Here is a 22,915-nt window from a genome sequence, read left to right as displayed (position 1 = left end):
TCCGCGACAGGTACTGCGGCAACCTTCTGATCCGGCATCAAGATGATCTTATTCATGAGGAGATCATCTCGAAGGATCCGGCGAACCTCCCGGTCGCAAACCTGGGCACTGCTTCATGGATCTGCTGGCGTGAGGGAGGTGTGGGGGCCAGCTTGGCTTCAATGAACGCCCCAGGCCGCTGGGGGGCAGGGGCGGCGGGGCGGCGCAATCAGGTCGAGATCAGGGCCTTGCGGACGGCGGCTCCCAAAGCAGGGGCCGGAGCTCGCTCGGCCGCAGCTGGTACTGAACGCGTCGGAGTCACCCGCTGAGGTGGCTGAGGCGCTCGCTGCCCATCACCGATGCTCAGAATCGACCGATGGCGACGCCCGGAATTCGCCGCGTCTGAGGGACGATCTGCTCTTTCAGTATCCCCAGCTGGCGTAGATGGTGACGTTCTCGCCGGCGTCCCTGGCTCCGACGCACACGTCACGCCAGTCGAGGAGCCAGCCGCTGGAGCGGCAGCTCTCATGCTGGAGGCCCAGTTGGCGGATGATCTGCGGGTGGGACAGGCCGTCCTCACTGGTGACGGTCGCGACGCGATAGCAGCCCCCGGAACCGCAGCTGGTGCCTTCTTCAACCATGGTGATGCCTGGCGGCAATGAAGGGAGGGTCTTGGACGACGGGGCGTCCGAGCCTTCGCTGATCATCAGGGCGTACAGGAGGCCGACCGCGAGGGTGAGGGCGAACTGCGTTCCCAGGAAGCCGATCGCTCCGTTGCGGCGGGAGATCCATTCTTCGGGAGGGGAGTCCTCGTGCCGTCCTTCCAGTCCCGCGCCACAGGCGATGAGCAGGGGCGCGAGAGCCATGAACACGAGATGGGCGTCGGGCCTGGGAGCGTCGATCCAGTTCTGCTGGACGCTGATCAGCAGACCGGCACCGGCGAGCAGCGCGCCGCCGATCGCGAGACCGACGGAACGGGTGCGGGTGATCGTCAGCCAGACGACGGCGGGCGCGACGGCGAAGAGTATCCCCAGGATGGTCAACATGCACGGGAGACGTACGGCCCCGAGCGCTCGGTTCCCGCGGCTGGGACTCCTCAGGGTGACCGAAAGAGCGCTTTGTCCTGACACGAGTGTTTGAGAACGTAGCGCTGTCATGGATGATTGCGGGGTGTTGGTGCAAGTGGAAGCGGTGGGGCAGGCCGCAGACGGGCGCGCGACGGTTCGGGTGCGCGCGGAGGTGGGTGCCGCCGCAGCGTTCTGGTGCGGCGATCCGACGGCAGTGGGGCGCGAGCATCATGTGGAGTGGGCTGTTGAAGAGGACATCGCCTGGGGCGGCAACACTCGACCGGCCTTTTCGCTCTCGCCGAGGGTGCATGAGGAGGAAGGCAGGCGGATCGTCTTTCGGGGACGGCTGGGCCTGATGGGCGATGGCGGGGCCATGCTGGAAGTAGCTGGAACCGGCATCCTGTTCGACCTCGCCGACCCGCCGCCATCGACTGCTGTCGATGGAACGTGGGTCGAGGTTCGTGTGGAGCGGAACAGTGTCAGCCTGTGGCCCTCCCTCCTGTGATTCACCGAAGTCCGACTCTGCCGACGTTCAGCTGTCGCGCCAGTTGCGGGTTGATTCGTCGGGTGAGTCTGCGGGTCATGAGGTCGATCATCGCTATGTTGATCATGGCTTCGGAGCGGTGTGGGTGGGTTTCGTAGTCGCGGGCGAGGCGGCGGCGGTGCACGAGCCAGCCGAAGGTCCGCTCGACGGCCCGGCGTCGCTGGATCACCTTGAAGCCATTCTTGGCGGAGTCGCGCCGGGTGACTTCGACATCGACGCCCAGGCGGGCGCCGTGGTCGATGGCCTTGATGCGGGATCCGCTGTCAGCCCGGGCTTTCGTGACGCGGGGATGGCCTTCGGCGATGTTCGAGAGCAGACGGATTCCGCCAGCGTTGTCGGAGACGCTGGCGGCGCTTCGCGCTCTCCCCCGCGCTGGATCTCTCCTTGCTGCTGCGCTCGCTCATCGGCCAGGGCCGGCCGCTGCCGCGAGCTTGGGCCGCCCGGCTCCTTCCGGCCTTTGAACGGCTGCGCCGCGAGACCGAATTGGACGCCGCGCTCGCTCTGCAGGCCCCGCACGGCGGACCGAACTTCGTCGCCCCGCCCCCGCGCGGTCTCAACCAGACCTGGGAAGACGACCTGGCCATGATCAGGGCCACGCCGCCGGAAGTGGCCAGCCGCGAATTCGCGACCTCCGCGACCGGCCCGTCCACCCGTGACCCCGCGTACGCGCGGTGCTGGATTCGACGGACGCCGTCTCGAGGATCGCCGAGGCGATGGACCAGGCGTGGCACGAGCTGCTCGCCGCGGACCGGCCGCAACTGCGCGCGATCTGTGAGCGTGATGTCGTGCACCGGGTGGGCGTGATCGGCGAACACGGATGGGCCGCGACCATCGAGAGCCTGCACCCGGGCATCGCCTGGCACGCAGGCGGTATCGAGATCGACTTCTTCCGAGGCGGAACAGTCCGCCTCGCCGGCGACGGTCTCGTGCTGATCCCTTCGGTCGTCGTCGGGCATATCGCAGCCCACCTGGAAGACCCCTGGCCCAGGACCTTGGTCTATCGTGCACGCGGCACCGCCGCCCTGTGGGGCGAGCAGGAGACCGTCCCCCAGCCGGACGCGCTGACCGCTCTGGTGGGCCGGGCCCGAGCCCGGTTGCTGTTGGCGCTGGACTCCCCGGCCAGTACCAGCCACCTCGCCCGAAGCCTCGCCATGGCGCCCGGCGCGGTAGGAGACCACCTCGCCATCCTGCGAGGCGCGGGGCTGCTCGTCCGCGCTCGGTCCGGACGGTCGGTGCTCTACCGGCGCACCCCACTCTGCGAGGCACTGGTCGCCGGTTCGGTCTGAGGGTTCAGCGACGGCCCCATGGTTGCCGGGGCGATGAGCGCCGTGGGGTCGCCGAGGCCGGGGTGTGCGCGATGGGTGTACCAGCAGGGCCGCTGCCCCCTGACCGAGCCGCCCGCCGGCCTCACTGCTGACCTGGATGGACCGGTGGAGGGTCAGTGAACGGCGCCGGCCTTGACCGCTTTCGTGGCGAAGTAGCCGGAGAGCCAGCCTGCGGTGGCCTCCGAGTGGTGCGGCGCCTCGGCGAAGCCGGTGATGGCGAAGCCCGCCGCGATCTGCCCGCCGAGCTGCTCGGTGAGCGTGTGGCTGTACTCCACCGGCGCGTCGAGGCCCCACATCCGTTCCCGCTCGGCGGGCTCCAGGTGGGTGAGGTCGCTGTAGGGCAGACGGTGGCGCACCTTCAGCTCGCCGCGCGCCTCCAAGGACTCGGCGTCGAAGAGGTAGACGTCCGGGTTGAGGAAGCCGGACAGCAGCGTCCCGCCGGGACGCAGCACGCGGTGGCACTCCCGCCAGACCGGTGCCGGCTCCGGGATGAACAGGTTGGAGACGGGGTGGACGACAAGGTCGAACGAGGCGTCCGGGAACGGGCTCAGGTCACGCGCGTCACCGAGCACGGTGCGTAGGTCGAGCCCTTCCCGCGCCGCGACCATCTCGTCCTGCGCCAGCTGGCGGGGCGAGTTGTCGAAGACGGTCACCCGCGCGCCCGCCGCGGCCAGCACCGGCCCCTGCTGCCCGCCGCCGGAGGCGAGGCAGAGCACGTCGCGACCGGCGATCTCCGGCGGGAACCAGGTCGGGTCGACCGGCTCGTACCCGATCAGGACGATGGACCACCGGCCGGCCCGCGCCTTCGCGATCACGTCGGGGCCGACCGGGCGTGACCACTCGTTGCCCTTTTCCACCTCGCGGTCCCAGGCGAGGCGGTTGTGTGCGACGGGGTCGACGGGCGTCTGGCTCATACTCCGCACCCTATGTGCTGCACCGCACCAGTTCCGCCGATGGCTCCGGGGCGTTGATCGCGGCAAGGCAGTCCGCGTTCTCGGGGCTGATGGGCTCCCTGTCGGATCGGGCTTCTGAACGTACCCGGTTTCCCAAGGGCGTCTTCTCGCCCTCTATAGCACTGCAGGGCGTTTCGGTGAAGAGACGTTCCTTCGTTGGGGTGGTCCCGCACGGGACTTCCTGTGCCCGGAGCCTGTGCGCGGTGATCGTGGCTGAAGGCAGCTGTCTGGCTTCCTTCACCGTCATGGAGCGGTGATCGTCAAGAACGGTGGGAGGGTCTCGGTGCCGGTGGATGTGGTGCGCGAGTCAGCAGTGGCGGGGCGGGTGGTGCTGTGGGAGGAATCGGCTCGGGACGGCGCCCAGGCCAAGACCCTGATGTCGGCGAGGGCCCGGGTGCGGCTGGCGGTGGAGACAGGCCGGGTCTTCGGTGGGGAGGGGGTGCGGCATGTGGTGTTCGCCGCCGGGTTTCCCGCGGTGTGTGCGGAGGAGTTCGAGGCCGTGCGCCAGGTCGCCGTCGAGGCGGAGGGCGCGGTGAGTGTGGCGGCGGTGTGCCGTGGCGCCGTGCGGGATGTGGAGCAGGCGGTGGCGTCGGTGCGGGGCAGCCGGCATGCGCGGGTGATGGTGGTGGTGCCGGCGTCGGAGGCGATGGCACGGGTGATGGTCCACCGTGCGGCTGCCGAAGCCCTCCAGGCGGGGGTTGATCTGGTGAAGCGGGCCCGCGACCTGGACGAGGAGGTGGCGGTGGATGTGTGCCTGGCCGATGCCTCCCGCGCCGACCACGCACTGATGGGCTCCTTCGCCGGGGAGCTGACCGCCGCCGGCGCCGGACTGGTCGTCCTGGCGGACACCGTCGGTGCCCAGTTGCCCGACGCCTGCCGGAAGATGTTCATAGCGGTCGGAGCGGCGGCGGGCGGGGACACAGTGCTCGCCTCGCACCTGCACAACGATCTCGGCCTGGGCTTGGCCAACAGTCTGCAGGCCTTGGCCGCCGGGGTGCGGGTGATCTCCTCCTCCTGGCTGGGCATCGCGGAGCGCGCCGGGCTGGTTGCCACCGAGCAGTTGCTGTTCCTCCTCGCCCGGCACGCACCCGAACTCCTCGGCTCAGAGGCTGAGCCGTGGTGGACCGAGCCGGACCTGACCCGGCTGCCGGGCATCGCGCGGATGGTGGCCCAGGAGACCGGGGTGCCGCTGTCGGTGACCACGCCGATCGTCGGTACCGGAGTGGGCACCATCTCCACCGGTACGCCCTTCGTCCACCCCGAACTGTTCCAGCCCTTCGACCCCCATCAGGTCCTGGGCATCGAGCCGCGCGCGGTGCTGACCCAGTTGGCCAGCGCCCGGGTGGTCACCGCCGTCGCCGCCCGCCTCGGCCACACTCTCGATGGGGACCAGGTGCGGGCGGCGATGGCGTGGGTCAAGAGACGGGCCTTAGCCACCGGGCGGTCCGTCATCGACGACGCCGCGTTCGCCATGTACCTCGACGGCCTCACCCATACCGCTGCTGCTGCTGGGAGCAAGCCGTGACCTCCGACGCCCACCCCACATACCGGCGCCCGGCCGGTTTCACCAGCGTGCGCGAATCTCTCGCCGCAGGCGAAGCGGTCGTCCTGCCCAACCCGGCGCCCCTGACCCATGTCGTCACCGCCACCCGCCCCCGCGCCGTCAACCAGGTCAAAGGACGAGACGCCGACCAGCCGGTCGCCCTGTGGGCCCATCACTCCGACACCCTGGACACGCTCGACCGGCTGTGGGACCTCACGCCGAAGGACAGGCTGCTGGCGCGGCTGCTGCTCGGGGATGCGCACCTCACAGTCCTTCTGCCGCTCAGGCCTGGCGCGGGAGGTCCGGCCTGGCTGGCCCCGGCGCAGAAGGATGGCTGGGTGCTGCTGTTCGGTGCTCGCTGGCAGCCTCTGCGGTCTCTGCTGAACGAGCATCCGGTGCTGTACGTCTCCAGCGCCAACCGCACCGGACACCAACCCGCCGCCACCACCGAGGAAGCACTGGCCATGTTCCCCACCACCGTCCCCGTGCTGCAGACACCGGCCTCCACGGACACCACCGCCGCGGTCAGGACGACTGCGCGGCAGGCAACCACCACCGTGCGCCTGCGCCCTGACAGCCGGATCGAACTCCACCGGAGCGGAGCGCAGGACCAGAACTACAGCGGCGCCGACGCCTACCTGGGCCACCTGCGGGCCCGATACAGGGACACCGCCGGGTGAGCGGCACCTTGATACAAGGGACATACGGCCGGGCAGGAACGGCGCAGCGCAGAGACCCTTGCGCTGCGCCGCCACCCGCGCCACGCTCCACGCGGCGGTGCTCGAGAACCAGGCGCGGCCGCAGCTCGGCCCCCACCCCGGGCGCCGCAGCCTTCAACGTGCCGGGGTCACGGAAGCCGGGACAGGGGACGGGTCTCCGGCACCAGCGACGGACCTCCCGCTCCGGGCGCCGGACAGGCCCGGAACGCCCAGGGGCGGACCCGTTGCCGCACACGGGCCGGACCACACCGAAGGACCCCTGCGGGGATCCAGGCCCTCGCGCGGCAGCCCTACGACCGACGCGACGTCACAGGCACATGGGAGCAATCCCTACTTGAGGGAGAAACCGGTTACAGGGGCGCGGGCGTGGCGCTCACCATCCAGCGGACCGAAGGAGTGACCGCCGTCAGCCTCATTCGATGTGCCGGATTCAGGATGATCCGTGGCGGAAACGTTGCGGGACGCGGCCGAGGGGACCCATGGAAGTCGATACGCTCCCCCTTGGCTTCGCGGCTTCGGCAGGGGCCGACCTGCCGTAAACAGGGGATGATCAATCATGAGCAACACACCTTCTGCCAACCTTTTCAAGCCGCTCGGGGAGAGCGATCCGGTGGTTGTGGGCGGATATCGCCTGGCTGCCGTGCTCGGTTCCGGGGGTATGGGCAAGGTGTATCTCTCCTACACGCCGGGCGGCCGTCCCCTCGCGCTCAAGGTGATCCGGCCCGAGTTCAGCGAGGACCCCGAGTTCCGGCGCCGGTTCACGCAGGAGGTCCGAGCCGCGCAACGGGTGCAGGGGCTGTACACGGCGCCGGTCATCGACTCCGACACCGACGGTGCTCAGCCCTGGCTCGCCACCGCCTATGTGCCGGGCCCTTCCCTCGCGCACGCCGTGGCCCAGCACGGTGGACTGCCCCTGCGCAGCGTACTGTTGCTGACCGTGGGGGTGGCCGAAGCGCTCCATGTGATCCATGGAGCGGGCATCGTCCACCGGGATCTGAAGCCCGCCAACGTGCTCCTGGCCTCCGACGGCCCTCGCGTGATCGACTTCGGCATCGCCCGCGCGGCTGACGCCACCTCGCTGACGGGCACCGGCGTCAGCGTGGGCACCCCGGCGTTCATGGCTCCCGAACAGGCATCGGCCGGCACGATCACTCCGGCCACCGACATCTTCGCCCTGGGACAGATCACGGCCTTCGCGGCGCTCGGGTCTCCCGCTTACGGCGACGGGCCGTCGCACGCGGTGCTCTACCGCATCGTCCACGAGGATCCCGACCTCAGCCAGTTGCCCGCAGAGCTGCTGCCGCTGGTGTCCCGTTGCCTCGTCCGCGACCCGGCCGGCAGGCCGAGCCTGACCGAGATCATCGAGCTGTGCCACGAGTTGTCACCCGTCCCTCTGCGCCAGGGTGAGGACTGGCTGCCGCAGGCGGTCGCCGGATCGATCACCGAGAGGCTTCGGCTGCCGGACCCGGCGAAGACCCCGCCGCCACCCGCCGCCGCTCCGACGCCGACCGAGTTCTCCCCGCCGGGCGCCCCGTACACACCGACCGGTTCCACCGTGTCCTCCGCCCCGACGCAGAGCGCGCCCGGTGTACCGGGGCCGGTGCCTCCGCCGGGACACCCGATGCACCCCGGCTACCCCACCCCGGCACCCGGTTCCCCGACGTACTCCCCGCCCGGGCCGGGGTATCACACACCGCACCCCATCACTCCGGCTCCCTACTTGACACCGGCACCTCGGAAGCCGAAGAAGCGGACCGGGCTCATCGTGGCCGCGTCCGTCGTGGGCGCCCTAGTCGTCCTGGGAGTCATCAGGTCCCTACTGCCTGACGGAAGCAGCAACGACAAGGGCAGCGGAGCGAACTCGCCGCGTGGCACCAGCAGTAGCGGATCGGGGGACGGCGCGTCCTCAGGCGGGAAACAGCCCACGGCAGACCCGGAGCCGGTGTCGTACAACGGCATCGACGTGCCGGAAGGCTACAAGATCATGCTCGCCGACAGCCCGCCCCGCCCGCTCGAGAGCGAGGACGCCGCCTACGACGACGGAGATCTCTACTTCGGCGTCGTGCGCTTCCTGGACGAAGCATCGATCGGCACCGCCAACGGCGAACTGGTCCTGTTGCACAACACGCAGAAGGGTTCCCTGGAGACCTGCCGCACCGAGACGCGCTACGCCAAGAAGATCGGCCTGGATCAGCTGAGCAACGGTTCGGAGATCTGCGTGCTCAGTGATGCCGGCCATGTGGCGGTGGCCACCTACCGAGGGCGGTCGGGCGAGAGCGACCCAGGCTCGTACGTCACCATCGACGTGCGCATCTGGCGCAACGCGGCGGAAGCCGAGGGCGACGAGTAGTACATCGTCCGGTCTTGGGCTCGTTCGGCGTGCGGCACGGCGGGTCCCTTGCGGGGTGGGACTCAGTCGCGGGGTCGGGGGCCGGTTCGTGAAAATCGTCCGGCGATGGCGACACGACCGCTCCGTCCACGCAAGGGCGCTCGGACACCGCCTTCACGCTCTGCGTATCCACCGGCACCCGCGACTTCGACGCCGCCTCGGTCGCCGCGTGCCATCAGCTACCTGGCGCACACCCCTGGCTTGCTCCTTGGCCTGGGGGGCACGGACGGGGTTCCATCGACTTCCTCGTTCGTTGTTTCGCGGAGCCTGGTTCGCCGGCCGTGCACGTCGTGGCGTGGGATGGGCGGATGTTCTCGCTTACGGCCGGCCCGGTCCGGGGCGGGAGGCTTTCGGTCTCCGGCCGGGCAGTCGGTCTTCGGGCGGAGGCGCCGAGAGGCACGGCGGACGCGGGCAGGGGTCAACGAGGTCGAAGAACAAGCTCAGGCAGCCCAGCCGATCGAGGAGACGTTGCTGTACGCGTCGTACTCGGAGCCGAGGTCTTGGATGATGTCGTCCCAGATGGCGTCGAGTTCGTCGACGTCGTCGTTCACCCAGGCGTCGACGGCGCGGTCCCAGACGCCGCGCACGCTGATGCTGCGGCTGGAAAGGTCCCGTTGGTGCCTGCTCTCTACGCGGGACTGGTCGACGGGGTTGATCTCGACACGGGTTCCGCGGCCGTGGTTGTTGAGCCGCTTCTTCAGATCGGCGGCCACGTTGCGGCGCCGCAGATCCCAGTACGCGGCATCCAGCCGGGACCGGTTCGCCTTGTTCGGGATCCGCTCCTCGGCGAGCCAGGCCATCAGGGTGCGGGGAGAGATGTGGATGCCGGCGCGGTCCATCGCTTCGTATCCGGCATCCGTCCTGGTGAGGTAGTTCAGCCGGGCCGCGAGGCCGCGCTCACTGTCGACGGGCGAGGCGATGCCGGTCACCATCTGCTCGATCGCGATGCCGAGCGCGTCCGCGCCCGCCAGGCCCCGGGCGTTGTACATGCCCAGGTCCATCCAGCGGCCGGCCATCAGTGGCCCACCGTACCGACGGTGTACTCACCGGAGGCCTTGGCGTCACCGTGCTTGATCTTCATCTGGGAGACGCCCCGGCCCTCGGTGAACACCTGGCGCCAGTCGCCGGTGACGTGGAGTTCGTCGGTGCCCATCATCGCGACCACATCCAGACCGGCCAGGTGCGCCTTGTAGGCCTTGCCCCACAGGTTGGCGTACGCCTGGGAGTGGATGATGTGCATCCAGTCGGGGCGCACCATCTCGCGGTTGTGGATGGACTCCCCCATCGTCGAGATGAACTTGCTGTACATCGCCTTGACGTACTCCAGGGTCAGCGTGTCCCGGTTCTCGATCGCCTCGTCACGGGCGGCGGACAGCAGCTTGCGCAACACGTCCAGGAAGTTCTCCGTCGCGCCGGAGGTCCACGACTCGTGGATGACCGGGGCGTCGGTGAGGCCGTACTTGGGGCCGGAGAGGCGCTGGAGCAGCCGCAGTGTGCTGTTGGTGATCCAGAGGGCTCCGGGTCGTCGCGATCGCCGATCGGGTCCGGCAGATGAACACCCCGTGAAACTCGGAGTGTTCCTCACGAACAACAAAACCCGCCGCACCAAACTCCCCAGCCACAGACTCGCCGCGCTCGCCGCACTCGGACTGGAATGGGCTGCATGACGTGCTTCCAGGGATCGCCAGGTATCCCACGCGCTTGAGCGGACATAATCACCTGGTGACGTTGTCCGACCGCTTTCGTTCCCGTCCCGCGCCGCCGCCGGTGCTCGCGCCCCAGGGGGAGTTCGATCTGAACACCCTCGCTCCCCTGGAGGCGGAGATCGAGGTGGCAATAGCCCAGCGCTGCGGTGTCGTTCTGGACGCCAGCAACATCACCTTCGCCGACTCCACGTTCCTGCGCCTGGTCCTCGCCACCCATCACCGCACCGACCTGCGGATCGCCGCTCCCTCCCCCGCGGTGAGCAGGCTGTTCCACATCGTCGGTGCCAACGCCGTACTACGGCTCTTTCCCACCCTCGAGGACGCTCTCGCGCACTAGGACCTGTCTGATGATTGATCGTGTGGCAGGTCGTGGCGAGCTGACGGATGTGGCGTGGGAGCGGATAGGGCCCCTGTTGCCGGGTGTTGATGGTCGTGGGCGGCCGTGGCGAATCACCGGCAGGTGATCAACGGGGTGTTGTGGCGGTTGCGGACCGGTGCCCCGTCGCGAGCCCTGCCGGAACGCTACGGGCTGTGGCAGACGGCTTATGAACGGTTCGCCCGCTGGGAGGCGAACGGCACTTGGACCCGTCTGCTCGAACAGGTCCAGGTCCGCGATGACTCGGTCGGAGCCGTGGAGTGGACGGTGTCGGTGGACTCCACGATCAACCGGGCCCATGAGCACGCTGCCGGCGCCCGAAGAAAGGGGCCGCGGCGGGGGACGAACTGGAGGATCCGGCACGCATGTCGGCTGGCCAGGCACTGGGCCGGTCCCGCGGCGGGCTGACCACGAAGATCCATCTCGCCTGCGATGGCCGGGGCCTGCCCTTGGCCGTCGTAGTCACGCCCGGCAACGTGAACGATTCCACCGTCTTCGACACGGTTATGGACGAGCTGAGGGTGCCCCGGACCGGTGCCGGGCGGTCCCGACGCAGACCCGACGCGGTCATCGCGGACAAGGCGTACTCGTCCCAGGCGATCCGCCAGGGCCTGCGCGGGCGAGGTATCCAGGCCGTGATCCCGGAACGGGCCGACCAGAAGGCCAACAGCCTGCGGCTAGGGGCGAGGGGCGGCAGACCGACAGCCTTCGACCGTGCGCTCCACAAAACCCGCAACGTGGTCGAACGCTGCTTCGCCCGGCTCAAGCAGTTCCGGGCGATCGCGACCCGCTTCGACAAGCTCGCCGCTCGCTACCACGCGGGGCTTCACCTCGCCTCACTCATCCTCTGGCTTCGCGAGCCGTAACGCAGCCCCGGAGGCTCTCGACGACTGGTTGAATGCTCACCAGTGCCACTGCAAAACTGGGGAGCTTTGAGGGTGCAGGACACGATCGCTTACGACGGCGTCGCAATATTTCTACTGCTGGTCGTGGTCTGGCAGATGCGGCGACGCCTGACGCTTCGCTCCCGGGGCGTCGAGGTCATCGCTCGGTGCTTCGATCGTGATTGGCGTGGGAAAGGCGGCCCGCAGTTCCTTCTGAGGTACACGACACCAGACGGTGTCACGCGGATACACAGTGCAGGTGGAAACCACGTCCCCGCCGGCACCCGAGAAGGGGACAGCGTTGCAGTCCTCTATGACCCTATGTCCCCTGGACGCGCGGAGACGGCACTCGCTTCCCGCAAACCATTCTGGAAGCACTACGACATGGCGGGCCTGGTGGGAGTTGCCCTCTGTGTCGTGCTGATGGTGCACGTCTTCTAGAGCGGCCGCCACGCATCGAAACGGTCCGAGCCCGCCCTCACACAACGGGGCCGGCGCACATCAGATACATCAGAGCCCTCTCACTCACGCAGCACTTGTCAGACACGGCCGAGGGCGAGCTGCGGCGGCTCGCCCCGGAGCGGAACCAGCTCGCGCAGCGCCTTCCTCAACGGCCGGTCATCGGTCAAGCGCCCGACCGCCGCTGAACTCGGCTTCGACCAACCGACTGTGGATGCGCAGGGAATCGACGCCATCGACGCCTCAGGACTGAGCGTGCCGATCGGGCAGGTCGGCTGCACCAGCGTCACCGTGCACTGCACCGTGACGTTCTCCGATCTGCTGCTGCCTGGCACCCTGGGGCCAAGACGCTCTCCAACAGATTCAGTTCAGTGGCCGACGCCTATCGATCCGGGGAGGGCTGAGATGCCGAGAGGACTCCTCGTCCGGTTGAGCCGGCGCGTCGCGTTCTCGAGCCGGACGCGGTGTGATGACGGCGGGGTCGCCGTGTACGTCGCGGTCTGTGCGGTCACGTTGCTCGGCAACGTCGGGCTGGTGGGGCAAGCTCCGCGCCGCCGGGCGTGCGGATGCTGTCGCGTTCGAAGCCGCCCGGGCCGGCGGTCAGCCCCTGCACCAGGGTGCGGCTGTCAGCGGTGATGCGATCCGTGTCGGCGGCGGGCGCTTCGGCGTCGCGCCCGCCACCGTCACCGGCCCGATCTCCCGGCCGGTTTCGTCGGGGCCGTCTTCAGCGGAGCCAACGAAGTCAAGCGGGTGCTCACTCGGGGAGAACTCACCTCACACCCACGCCTGGAGACCATCCTCGTCGTGCGCGTACACGTCCGGTTTCCCTGCAGCCTTGGTGGTGCCCACGGCGGCGAGCAAGGGGCAGCCGAGCGTCGTGAGGGGTCGGGGGAGTCTCCTGTACACGCGCATCCTCCGTGTGGTGAAGGGTGAGGTCTGGAGCACAGGCGCACGCCGTCGGGCCGAGGTGCTCCGGAGGAGGCGTTCCGCCCTTGTCGTTCGGTACAAGGCAGGAAGCTATTAGGTTTTTCACGCGTCAGATACCCCTTTGACGCACATGGCCGTAACTTTCTCCAGCAGAGGGACAAAGCGGCCGGATGGGCCCCGGAGTAATGATCCGCATCTGCCTCTGTGATCCCAAGGCGGTTTCGTGGAAGAAAAGTTCATGAAGTGTGCCGAGAACTTTGTGCTCGCGCGTGACAAAGTATGGACGCGCCCAGGAGAAGTCCCTACTGTGTGCGACGCGGCGATGAGGCGACGGAACGTGCCTCACGGATCGCCTTCCGCATATCCGTAACTCTCCGTATCCGGAACGACGGCGCGCTCCGGCGGCGGTGGATTCTGCACCTTGCCCATCTACGTTCCCCGGCCTCGGGGGACCTGCAGGAGGTCACGTGTATCCACGGCTGTTCTCCCACCGACTCGGCAGACGTCTGGCCGTCACACTCACCGTTCCGTTACTGGCCCTCGGCCTGTCGCTCCCCGCGAGCGGGGCCGCCCCGGAGGCCGCGGCTCTTCCTCCGCAGGAGCCCGGTGTGACGCTCCGCGTCTTCGACGTGCAGGCGTCGCTGAAGACGATCTGTACCCTCAAGCCCGGGCAGACGCCGAACATCGACAAGAAGATGTCGGTGATCAATTGGACTACCGACGCAGACTTCGGGCTTGCGTCCAACTTCGTCACCCAGGTCACCGGGAATCTCAATGTCGCCGTGGCCGGCAGTCACACCTTCCGGCTGGCCAGCGATGACGGCTCCCGCCTCTATGTCGATGACAAGCTGGTCATCGACCACGACGGGCTGCACGGTTCCGACCTGCCCGAGGACGGCACGGTCTCGCTGACGGCCGGCTACCACTCCCTGCGGATCGAGCACTTCGAGGCGGGTGGTGGCCAGCAGATCACGCTCTCCTGGAAACCCCCGGGCGCTTCCGGCTTCAGCGTCGTCCCGAACTCCGTGCTGAGCACCGACGCCGGCGTCGTACGCGTCACATCGCCTGGCCGCAAGGAGTGCGAAGGTGCCCTCGACACGCCCGGTGACGGCCTCCCCCTGACCGGGGTGCACCCGAACTACACCCTGACGAACCTACGGCCGGCCGGCTTCGAACCGCAGGTCTCCGCCATGGACTGGCTGCCCGACGGCCGCCTCGCGGTGACCACCTGGGGCGGCACGGACAACAGCACGGGCGAGGTGTACCTGCTGAGCAACGTCACCGGGGCCACCGGACCCGACAAGGTGACGTACAAGAAGATCGCGAGTGGGTTGAAGGAGCCCATGGGCGTCAAGTTCGTGGACGGCAAACTCTACGTCTCGCAGAAGCACGAGCTGACCGAACTGAACGACACCAACGGCGACGACGTCACCGACCAGTACAAGCGGATCGCCACCTGGCCGTTCGGCAACAACTTCCACGAGTTCGCCTTCGGCCTGCTGTACAAGGACGGGTTCTTCTACCTGAACCTGTCGGTGTCGATCAACTACGGCGGCGCCACCACGGACCCGCAGCCGGCACCGAACCGCGGCACCACGATCAAGGTGAACAAGGCGAACGGAGCGGTCAGTTACGTCGCTGGCGGTCTGCGCACCCCCAACGGCATCGGGTGGGGCCCCGACGGAGACATGTTCGTCACCGACAATCAGGGCGGCTGGCTGCCCTCCTCGAAGCTGGTGCACATCAAGCAAGACCGCTTCTTCAACCACCGCATGAACCCGGCCGGGCCCTTCGACTCCCGGCCGGTGACCAAACCGGTGCTTTGGCTTCCGCAGAACGAGATCGCCAACTCGCCGAGTACACCTCTTCAGTTGAAGGAAGGCCCCTTCGCCGGCCAGATGCTGTTCGGCGACGTGACGTACGGCGGCATCCAGCGCGCGTTCCTGGAGAAGGTCGGCGGCGAGTACCAGGGCGCGGTCTTCCGCCTCACACAGGGGCTGGAGGCCGGTGTCACCCGGATCAGCGTCGGCCCGGACGGCGCCCTCTACGCAGGCGGACTCGGTGCGGGCGGAAACTGGGGCCAGGAGGGCAAGCTGAGCTACGGTCTGCAGAAGCTGACACCGAACGGGACCGACGCGTTCGACATCCGCGCCATGCGCGCGGTGCCGGGCGGCTTCGAGCTGGAGTACACCCAGCCAGTGTCGACGGAGACCGCAGCCAGCCTGGTCGGACACTACAGGATCAAGCAGTGGCGCTACGTGCCGACCGCGGCGTACGGCGGCCCCAAGGTCGACGAGGAGAGTCTCACCGCCCAGTCGGCCACCCTCTCCGCCGACCGTCGGACGGTCACGCTGACGCTCCCCGGGCTCAAGGCCGACCGAGTCGTCCATGTGCGCTCGGCCCGCCCCTTCAGCGCGACGGACGGCAAACAGCTCTGGAGCACCGAGGCCTGGTACACGATGAACCAGCTGCCCGGAGCGACTTCCCGGACCGGCGAGGTGCAGGGGGTCAACGGCAAGTGCCTGGACGTGGACAACAGCAGCACAGCCGACGGTACGAAGGTCCAGCTGTGGAACTGCAACGGCACCGCAGCCCAGAAATGGACGGTTTCCGGTGACGAAACCGTGCGCGCCCTGGGCAAGTGCCTGGACATCGACAACGGCGGCACTGCCGACGGCACAAAGGTGCAGCTCTACGGCTGCAACGGCAGTGCGGCCCAGACCTGGCAGCCCCAGGCCGACGGCACTCTACGCAACCCGCAGTCCGGCAAGTGCCTCGACGCGTCCGGGGGCGTCTGGAACGACGGCACACCGATCCATCTGTGGGCCTGCCACACCGGTCCCAACCAGAAGTGGGCACTGCCGTAGCACAGCGGGCCGATGCATCTGAACAGTGAGACGCGACCCCTGGGGCGGGGGCCGGAGCGCACATCGCCGGCCTCCGCTTCAAGTGGCGCCCTCGGCCGTTGATTCGACGCTGGTGGCAGGCCCCGTTCGTCTCCACCAGCGAGGTGGTGCAGGGTCTGCGGCCCCGAGACAGCAGGTCCAGGAGGCCCCTGCACTTGGCCGTATCGTTCGGATCGTGTCGCTGGGTTCTCCCGCCGCCCTGTTCCCACCCGCCGGACGGCAGGATGGGCAGATGTCGATGAGCGAGACGGAGCTGCTGGCCCTCCTGCGTGAACTCGACGATCCCGAGCGGCTGGAGTGGCCGCTGAACTACGACCGCGCCACGGTCAGCCTCGCGCTCGGCGGGCTGGTGCGCCGGCTCGAAACAGACTTCGGGGGTCCAGTGCGAGTTCGAGCAGGACACGCAGCTCTCCAGCGAGTACGGGCGTGTCCGCGTGCCGGCCGAGGCAACAGTCCGCGGGACACGGATCGTGGTCTGCGTCAGCAGGTTCGGCTCCCTCGCCGAGTCCTGCGCCGATGACCCGGGGGCCTTCCTCGGTACGAGAGAGGCCCGTGAGGAGGGGGTACTGGACCTCGCCGACCTCACCACTGTGGAGCGGGCACTGGCCGAACTCGGCTTCGAAGCCCGGCCCACGTGGTGGACGCGGTACTTCGGCTCTATGTGATCCCGCCTGCCCGGCGGGGCCTCGCAGCACGATCCGAAGAAGACCGACTCAGACCGTCCCAAAAAATGGTCTCGGCGTCGAGTGCGGAGCGGTCTGAAGAGCTGGCGAGGTGCTCACCCGGTGGATGGTGAGGTGTCCAGGCACTGGGCGAAGTCGGCGAGCGTGCGGAAGTCGCTCTCCCGTAGGCCGATCCGCGGGTTGACGTGGTGGAGGAGCGCGGGTCCTGGGTGGTGGGCAGTCACGTAGGTCTGATCCAGCTCGCTCTGCTCGTCGTCCACCCAGGCGAAAGGACGGCCGCACGCGTAGTCCACCAGCAGTCGGGTCTTCCAGTGGACTCCATCAGGGCGTTCTTGGAGCAGGGCGTCGCCGAAGTCGACAAAGGGAAGGTCCGGGAGGTCGATAACCGGTGCGATCCACCGGTTGGCGTCGTCCATCCATGTGGTGGCCCAGCACAGCTCGAAGCCGAGCTGGAGCAGCATTCGCCCGTGCCCTGGGTTGAGCCAGACACGCAGGGGGCGTCGTCGGGACGACCGGACCGTGCCGTCCTGATGGGCGTCGTTCCGGGGAACTCTGAGGGTGGTGCAGCCGTCGGGACGTCTCTCCGGCTGGGCTGCGTAGGGGTTGAGTGGCCCGTCCACGTCGAGGAACAGCAGTGGTCGGTTCACGGTTTCCCCCGGTCTTGCGCACAGTGGACTGCCCTGATCAGCGTAGCTGTGGGACTCTCTCGGCATGGAGCCGGCCTGAGTGATGATCATGATGTGGGTGTCCTCCTGCGGAGTTCGGATCTTGGAAGGACGCCTACAGCCGACTACGGGTGGAGGCATTCACCCCTGCGGGTCGGAGCGACAAGTGCGTGCTCGCGAGCCAGCGCAGCGGCGGACGCGGATACTTCCTCAGCCTTGCTGCTGGTCATGCCCCCGGATCCTCCGTCAGGGGCAGGCACTCGGCGAGCAGGTCGACGACATCGCGCCATGCTCGCTGTGCGTGCTGTGGGTGGTAGCCGACCCCGGGGACCGTGGGGTGGTCGACCGGCGGGTGGTGGAAAGCGTGCAAGGCGCCGCCGTAGACCGCGAGGCGCCAGTCGACGCCCGCGGCCTGCATCTCGGCGGTGAACGCGTTCCGTTGCACAGGCGGCATGATCGGGTCTTCCGACCCGACCCCTGCCCACACCGGGCAGCGAATGCGCGCTGCCTCGCCCGGTCGGCCCGTGATCAATGCGTTGACTGTCCCGATCGCGCGCAGGTCGACGCCGTCGCGGCCGAGTTCAAGCCCGACGGCGCCCCCGGTGCCGTAGCCGACGGCGGCGATCCGGTCGGGGTCGGTCCGCGGTTCGGCGCGCAACACGTCGAGCGCCGCATGGCCGATCCCCCGCATCCGGTCGGGGTCGGCGAGCAGCGGCATGCAACGGGCCAGCATCTCCTCGGGGTCGCCCAAATAGCGCCCGCCGTGAAGGTCGAAGGCCAGCGCTACGTATCCCAGCTCGGCGAGAGCATCGGCCCGGCGGCGCTCGACGTCGCTGAGCCCCATGCCCTCCGGCCCGAGCAGCACTGCGGGCCGGCGGTCGACACCGGCCGGGAGCGCGAGGTGCCCGATCATCGTCAAACCGTCCGCCGGGTACTCGACCGTACGCGTCGTGATCGTCGTCATGAGACTGGACTGTAGTGACCGTCGAGCCCGGTCCGGTCGGTGTTCTGCAGCTGGCAGAACAGCGTGGGTGTCTCTCGTGTCCCTCTGAAATACGAGGGCCGAGCGCTCAGGGCTTCAAAATCATCCCGTTGCCCCTTCGGCGCGCAGCTCGGTCACACCGCTACTCACCACGGCCCACGCGACTCACCACGAGCAGGTGCCAGACCGTGACCCCGAAGGGAGGTGAGCGAACCGGTGAGCACCCCACCCGTTCAGTACGTGAGCGCCCACTGTGCACCCATCACCCGCCGAAGGTAGGCACTCCCATGGCCCCACCTCCCCCAGCGCCAGATCACCAAGGAGTTTGCCGGCGCGCTCCTGTCCACGGCCAGCCCCGTCATCGGCGTCGCCGCCGTCCGAGCCGCCTGGATCCTCACCCCCGGGTCACCGCCGACGAGACGGCGTTCTGAGCGCGACCCGATCTGACGGCCTGGGTGCCGTCCCCGGCCCGAGCACAGCGCCGGGGACAGTGCGCAAGACCGACACCCGGCCCCCGCCGGACGAAGAGACCAGCCCTTGATCGTGATTGCCCCGTACACCGACGTCCAGCATCACCACGCCGACGAAACGAACCCGTCCTATGGATCGGCTCCACCGGCGCAGGGGGGCAGCCATCGACGCGGGTGCTCACTGCGGACGCCGTACTCATCACCGCGTTGCCCAGCCCTCTCAGCCTCTCCAGCACACCGCTGGCCTGAGGTTTGGCCCCAGTGCGCACAGAACAGCGGGGCGGAGTATTACCTCGAAGCCATGCACTCACCGAATGGAGAGTGCTCGGCGGGGTCAGACGCGTCCTCGCTGCGTCAGATTTCGATGCGACGGTGCCACCAGTGCAGATGCTCTGGGGCGAACGGGTCGTTTACCGTCCGGTCAAGGGCGCGGGCGTCGACAGGGGCCAGTGCGGCTCGCAGCTCACGTCGCGCACGCGCCCGCAGGTTCCATGCCGCCACTTCCAGCAGTGTTCGGATGTGCCCGGTCGGGACGTCTGACCATCCGTAGTGCCTCTCTTCAGCATCACGGGGGCGACCGGCCCGCAGGGTCCAGCGTCGGAATGCGATCGCGACGTCACCTCTGGAGAGGCCGCGCTCGCGTTCGAACTGGAAAATCTGTCGGTTCGCCGATGCGGACAGACCCGGTATGACGGTGCGTCTGACGTGCCTTGTGTCCCGAAGTGGCAGCTGAGACCTGATCTCGCCCGGTGTTCGACGAGGCATGTCGACTTCCTGAAGGTGCGCTGGCTGGATCCCGAACGCTAGCCCGGCGGCCGACGATCCTCAAGGTGACTCCGTGGCAGACCGCTCTCCTCGCGCCGCGTTGCGCGAGTGTCGGCACGGCCGGGTCCTGAGGGTCCTCCAGCTGAATCGGCCCACAGGTAGTGACCCCGGGCAGCCGCCTTGCTTGCCGGCCGACGGCCGCCGACCGGGGCAGGCGCCCTCTCCAAGCGAGCGGAGGCGGCGGGTCGATGTCCTCGATGAGGAACGACTCCTTCCGCGCGGGCGACGCGCGGATCCCGATACGGATCCTCGGCCAGGCCGCCGACATCGCCGAAGCCGGCAGCGTGTGAATCCTCCGGCCTCCGGCCTCCGCGATCCCGCACCGGTAGGGGGCGGGGGCCCACATCTGAGTACGTTGCAGCAGCTGAAAGTCCGTGGCGGTGAAGTGGTGGGTCCGGCATCATCCCCATGTGATGGTGACGCAACCCGTTCTGGAGAACTCCGCTGCCGACGACTTCGCGCTCCGGCCGGTTGGCGAGCACGAATCGTACGGCTGTCTCGTGCTGAACGGGGAGCTCAGTCCGGCGAAGGTGGGTACGGCTGTTACGCAGATCGCCGCCTGCAACCACTTCGAGCCGGAGGTGGAGCACGGGACGTGCCCGAAAGGCCCGCTCAGCGCGTTTCTGAACGGGCTGATCACCATGTGGGCTCTGTTCGCCGCCGCAGGGTTCCGGGTGAGTGACAACACCACTGGAACCGTCTTCGTCGAGCCGGGCTGCTGCAACGGTCCGGAGACTTGGCGGGACTGGCTGGAGATACTCGAAGGCACCGGTTTCTCCTACCTCGGCCACGATCCGTCCTCGGTGGCCGAACGCGTCGGCGACGTCGTCCGGCGGCTGACGCTCGACGCCTACACAACGGACGGCAGCCCGGTGATCGAGTTGCCTGTTGATCAGGTACGCATGCTCGTTGCCGACGGTCAGAAGGACCTGCGGGATTACCTCAGCCTTGCCGGAGCTTGGGCTCAACCACACCGGCCGGCACATGCTGCAGCCGTCACTGCCGCCCTGGCACGGGCGTGGGAACCGGCGCTCACACCATGACCAGCTTCCTGACCCACCGAGCACGCGTCCACGACGCTCGGCTCCCCCTCTACCGGCGGCACAGCGCGCTGCGCACCTGTCTCACCGTTTTCGCTCCTTACGGCTTGCGGGCGACATACCACCACCTCACGCTCAGCGCCGCGATCCCCCGCCGGTTGGAGGCGGACCCGGACGCGCTGGCGCGCGCTGTGGAGGAACTGCACGAGGCGCGGGAGCTGTGGCTCGTGCGAGCAGACGAGTACGCCGCGCAGCGCCGGGCGGAGAAGCAGGCTGGGCGGCGGGCCATCCCAAACCCTCGGCCATGGTGGCTGCGGAGCTGGTGGGAAAGCCCTGAACGTGCCTGGTTCGAAGACCCGTTTCGCCACCCGTCGCTGCGATTGTCCGAGTACGTCCGGCGGCAGAACGCGATTCTGGACGGTGCCGAGCCGCCAGGCTGCCCGGCTTGCGGGGATGACGGGCCGCGAGTGCTGAGCTCGACCGGGCACGGCTGGGTCGAACTGTGCCGTGGGTGCGCTTGGGTGCTGGCACCATGTCCGTGCGGGCAGATGCACAGGTTCGTACCGGAGACCCCGATCAACTGGAAAGGGATCTGGCAGCGGGCGCACATGAGCGATGACGGCACGCCGAACCCACATTGGCCTGCGGGCTGGCCGGTTGGCTACGGCACGGCGAACGCTCGGAAATCAGATCCCACCAGCTAAGCCGGAACCCGCGCGCGGGACCGCCGACGCTGACCTTCCCTGCTTGCCTCGCCACTCGCGGAGCTCGTCCCGGCGACGAGCTCCGCGTCACCGAGCACCTGCAGCAGCCTCCCCCGTCAACTGGACAGCCGATGTGCCTCTACGTCCTCACGCTGAAGACCATCGGGCGGTGGCAGAAGCCTGCGGAGACGATGAGCTCGTTGGTGGTTGACCGCGCTCGACAACAAGGGATCCACGGCATGCCTGCTGGCTGGGTGGGACACGCCTGATGATCGCGGTCAGGTCTTGCTCGGCTTGGAGGGGATGGTCTGAGCATGCAGACGGTCGCGCCGGTAGTCGGCAGTCGGTTGGCGACGATGCCGTGGTGCGTCAGCTCCGCGGTGTACGCCCCGACGCACTGACGCCCCGCCACAAGCCGCGACGACCATCGATCGCCGACTGCCGCGGGGTCACCGGTTCTGGCCGTGTCATCCACGGTGCTCAGTTCTCCCGGTCCCAGGTCTGGAGGACCGCCAAGGCGTACGCGAGGCGGATGTCCAGGCTCGGGGTGGCGTAGCGGTAGGTCTTGCTGACGCCTCGGTAGTCCAGGACCGTGCCCGCGCCTGCGATGCGCCAGCGCGTTCGGGCCGGGCTCCGGAAGGTGTTGTCGTCCGCGGTGCCGTCGAACAGCGAATAGACCATCACGCAGAGCGTGAAGAGGAGCAAGAGCGGTGCGGTCACCACATAGAGAAGCCATGCGTACCAGGTGCCGACCGAACCTGTCACGGACTGTTGCGATCCGGTGAGCCGCGCCGACCACCGGACGCGCCGGGGCCAGCACAGGATGCGGGCGGCGCGGCGGTCGATGCGTGCTGTGGAGGTGCCATCTGTCGCGCAGAGCTCGTAGACGTCTTGGGCGACGGGTCGGACCGAGCACCACAGAGTGTCATCCGGTCCGTGGTGTATCCAGAACGGCGGGGCCGACGACCGGCGGCCGGAGCGCTCTTCGGCGCGGGAGGTGAAGACCCGGGCGACCGGGGTGTGCTCGGGGCGCCGTGCCGCGGAGAGGCGGATTGTTGCGGTCATGTCTGCGTCGGGGGGCAGGTGGGCCGGTCGCGGTTCTGGCACGGGAACGGGGTTGACCCTGGAGACCAGGAGCGTGTGCGGCGTGTTGTCCACGGTGTCATCCAAACGGGTTGGCGTCGGAGAGGTTGCCGAGCACGTCGCCGGCCTTTTCCCGTGCTTGATCGATCTGTTCGTGGATCTTCTCCGATCCGTACTCGATCGGGTCGGAGGCCAAGCGCACGCCTTCCTTGTACAGGTTTTTGGCGCCGGTGACCGCCACGTAGCCGCGTGCCGTCCAGGAGCGGGGATCTGTGTAGCGGCCGACTGTCTCACCTGCGTCGTCCACGATCGGACGGACGGACTCCGCGAGCGCGGGTATGCGTCCCAGCGGAGTGCTTTCGATCGCTGTTACCCCCGGACGCATATACGTTCACAGGCCACTTATCCTGACACGCGGCAACCAATCCGAGCCCACTTCATCCCTAGGCGCGCCAAGAGCGTCCGGCACCGGCGTCGCAGAGACGACTGGCCGAGCCGCGTACGGCCGGAGAAACGTGGCGACCCGTCATGGATGCCCCGGTGGTCGTGCGCTGTGCACAATCGCCGTTTCAGTACGGAGGCACTGCTGGCCAGGCACTTCCACGGCGAACCATGCACACTCACCCTCCTCACCGACCGCGCCGCCGCCGGCTTTCACGAAGCCACCCGTTTCGTCGCGCTCCAGT

At 68.4% G+C, this 22,915-nt stretch carries 15 protein-coding genes and 5 pseudogenes; 11 read left to right on the top strand and 9 right to left on the bottom strand.

The window, feature by feature from the left end:
- Positions 1 to 401: 401 nt before the first annotated feature.
- Positions 402 to 1,025, bottom strand: coding sequence for a hypothetical protein (locus tag OG488_RS37975; protein ID WP_329238064.1), 624 nt, complete (start codon positions 1,023 to 1,025; stop codon positions 402 to 404).
- A 124-nt stretch (positions 1,026 to 1,149) separates the two neighbouring features.
- Here OG488_RS37975 and OG488_RS37970 point away from each other — a divergent pair, with 124 nt between their 5' ends.
- Positions 1,150 to 1,551, top strand: coding sequence for a hypothetical protein (locus OG488_RS37970; RefSeq protein WP_329238062.1), 402 nt, complete (start codon positions 1,150 to 1,152; stop codon positions 1,549 to 1,551).
- A gap of 27 nt (positions 1,552 to 1,578) precedes the next feature.
- Here OG488_RS37970 and OG488_RS37965 read toward each other — a convergent pair.
- A pseudogene (locus OG488_RS37965) lies at positions 1,579 to 1,945 on the bottom strand (transposase); the annotation flags it as partial.
- Between OG488_RS37965 and OG488_RS37960 the strand changes: the two are divergent.
- A pseudogene (locus tag OG488_RS37960) lies at positions 1,942 to 2,876 on the top strand (winged helix-turn-helix domain-containing protein); the annotation flags it as partial. The pseudogenes OG488_RS37965 and OG488_RS37960 sit on opposite strands and share 4 nt — an antisense overlap.
- A 152-nt stretch (positions 2,877 to 3,028) precedes the next feature.
- Here OG488_RS37960 and OG488_RS37955 read toward each other — a convergent pair.
- Positions 3,029 to 3,829 (bottom strand): class I SAM-dependent methyltransferase, encoded by an 801-nt coding sequence (locus OG488_RS37955; protein WP_329238058.1) that lies wholly within the window; start codon positions 3,827 to 3,829, stop codon positions 3,029 to 3,031.
- A 292-nt stretch (positions 3,830 to 4,121) separates the two neighbouring features.
- On the opposite strand from OG488_RS37955, the gene OG488_RS37950 reads away from it, so the two are divergent.
- The 4 genes and pseudogenes from OG488_RS37950 to OG488_RS37935 form a co-directional block, all read left to right on the top strand.
- Positions 4,122 to 5,393 (top strand): 2-isopropylmalate synthase, encoded by a 1,272-nt coding sequence (locus tag OG488_RS37950; protein WP_329238055.1) that lies wholly within the window; start codon positions 4,122 to 4,124, stop codon positions 5,391 to 5,393.
- Positions 5,390 to 6,091, top strand: coding sequence for a Sua5/YciO/YrdC/YwlC family protein (locus OG488_RS37945; protein ID WP_329238053.1), 702 nt, complete (start codon positions 5,390 to 5,392; stop codon positions 6,089 to 6,091). Before OG488_RS37950 ends, OG488_RS37945 begins: the two co-directional genes overlap by 4 nt.
- 595 nt (positions 6,092 to 6,686) lie before the next feature.
- Positions 6,687 to 8,480: a serine/threonine-protein kinase gene (locus OG488_RS37940; RefSeq protein ID WP_329238050.1), complete on the top strand. Its 1,794-nt coding sequence runs from the start codon at positions 6,687 to 6,689 to the stop codon at positions 8,478 to 8,480.
- Positions 8,481 to 8,578: 98 nt separating this feature from the next.
- A pseudogene (locus OG488_RS37935) lies at positions 8,579 to 8,716 on the top strand (DUF5133 domain-containing protein); the annotation flags it as partial.
- Between the two features lie 243 nt (positions 8,717 to 8,959).
- Here OG488_RS37935 and OG488_RS37930 read toward each other — a convergent pair.
- A complete protein-coding gene (locus OG488_RS37930) occupies positions 8,960 to 9,535 on the bottom strand; it encodes a transcriptional regulator (RefSeq protein ID WP_329238047.1) in 576 nt (191 codons plus the stop codon).
- A pseudogene (locus tag OG488_RS37925) lies at positions 9,535 to 10,073 on the bottom strand (DNA-binding protein); the annotation flags it as partial. The gene OG488_RS37930 and the pseudogene OG488_RS37925, both read right to left, overlap by 1 nt.
- A 168-nt stretch (positions 10,074 to 10,241) precedes the next feature.
- Here OG488_RS37925 and OG488_RS37920 point away from each other — a divergent pair.
- The 4 genes and pseudogenes from OG488_RS37920 to OG488_RS37900 all read left to right on the top strand — a co-directional run bounded on the left by OG488_RS37920 (position 10,242) and on the right by OG488_RS37900 (position 16,442).
- Complete coding sequence (locus OG488_RS37920) at positions 10,242 to 10,562, top strand: STAS domain-containing protein (protein WP_329238045.1); 321 nt, start codon at positions 10,242 to 10,244, stop codon at positions 10,560 to 10,562.
- 22 nt (positions 10,563 to 10,584) lie between these two features.
- Positions 10,585 to 11,467 (top strand): annotated as a pseudogene (locus OG488_RS37915) (IS5 family transposase).
- Between the two features lie 1,871 nt (positions 11,468 to 13,338).
- Complete coding sequence (locus OG488_RS37905; protein ID WP_443074264.1) at positions 13,339 to 15,738, top strand: ricin-type beta-trefoil lectin domain protein; 2,400 nt, start codon at positions 13,339 to 13,341, stop codon at positions 15,736 to 15,738.
- Positions 15,739 to 16,247: 509 nt separating this feature from the next.
- Positions 16,248 to 16,442: a hypothetical protein gene (locus OG488_RS37900; RefSeq protein WP_329238043.1), complete on the top strand. Its 195-nt coding sequence runs from the start codon at positions 16,248 to 16,250 to the stop codon at positions 16,440 to 16,442.
- A gap of 113 nt (positions 16,443 to 16,555) precedes the next feature.
- Here OG488_RS37900 and OG488_RS37895 read toward each other — a convergent pair whose 3' ends face one another.
- Together OG488_RS37895 and OG488_RS37890 are read right to left on the bottom strand one after the other, a co-directional pair.
- Positions 16,556 to 17,107, bottom strand: a complete 552-nt coding sequence (locus OG488_RS37895) for a hypothetical protein (RefSeq protein WP_329238040.1) — start codon at positions 17,105 to 17,107, stop codon at positions 16,556 to 16,558.
- A gap of 244 nt (positions 17,108 to 17,351) precedes the next feature.
- Positions 17,352 to 18,089, bottom strand: a complete 738-nt coding sequence (locus OG488_RS37890; RefSeq protein WP_329238037.1) for a dienelactone hydrolase family protein — start codon at positions 18,087 to 18,089, stop codon at positions 17,352 to 17,354.
- Positions 18,090 to 19,815: 1,726 nt separating this feature from the next.
- On the opposite strand from OG488_RS37890, the gene OG488_RS37885 reads away from it, so the two are divergent.
- Positions 19,816 to 20,445, top strand: a complete 630-nt coding sequence (locus tag OG488_RS37885; RefSeq protein ID WP_329238034.1) for a hypothetical protein — start codon at positions 19,816 to 19,818, stop codon at positions 20,443 to 20,445.
- Between the two features lie 1,181 nt (positions 20,446 to 21,626).
- Here the strand turns inward: OG488_RS37885 and OG488_RS37880 are convergent.
- Positions 21,627 to 22,211 carry a hypothetical protein gene (locus OG488_RS37880; RefSeq protein WP_329238032.1) on the bottom strand — a complete coding sequence of 195 codons (585 nt, stop codon included), beginning with the start codon at positions 22,209 to 22,211 and terminating at the stop codon, positions 21,627 to 21,629.
- Positions 22,212 to 22,308: 97 nt separating this feature from the next.
- Positions 22,309 to 22,536: a hypothetical protein gene (locus tag OG488_RS37875; RefSeq protein ID WP_329238030.1), complete on the bottom strand. Its 228-nt coding sequence runs from the start codon at positions 22,534 to 22,536 to the stop codon at positions 22,309 to 22,311.
- Positions 22,537 to 22,915 lie beyond the last annotated feature (379 nt).

This window comes from Streptomyces sp. NBC_01460 (assembly GCF_036227405.1).
GTDB lineage: Bacteria > Actinomycetota > Actinomycetes > Streptomycetales > Streptomycetaceae > Streptomyces.
The sequence above is the reverse complement of the archived record's forward strand: the minus strand, read 5'-3'. Positions and strand labels throughout refer to the sequence as shown.

Coding starts and splice junctions, on each gene's coding strand:
- OG488_RS37975 (WP_329238064.1), bottom strand. CDS start 1,025: ATGTTGACCATCCTGGGGATACTCTTCGCCGTCGCGCCCGCCGTCGTC.
- OG488_RS37955 (WP_329238058.1), bottom strand. CDS start 3,829: ATGAGCCAGACGCCCGTCGACCCCGTCGCACACAACCGCCTCGCCTGG.
- OG488_RS37940 (WP_329238050.1), top strand. CDS start 6,687: ATGAGCAACACACCTTCTGCCAACCTTTTCAAGCCGCTCGGGGAGAGC.
- OG488_RS37930 (WP_329238047.1), bottom strand. CDS start 9,535: ATGGCCGGCCGCTGGATGGACCTGGGCATGTACAACGCCCGGGGCCTG.
- OG488_RS37890 (WP_329238037.1), bottom strand. CDS start 18,089: ATGACGACGATCACGACGCGTACGGTCGAGTACCCGGCGGACGGTTTG.
- OG488_RS37885 (WP_329238034.1), top strand. CDS start 19,816: ATGGTGACGCAACCCGTTCTGGAGAACTCCGCTGCCGACGACTTCGCG.
- OG488_RS37880 (WP_329238032.1), bottom strand. CDS start 22,211: ATGACCGCAACAATCCGCCTCTCCGCGGCACGGCGCCCCGAGCACACC.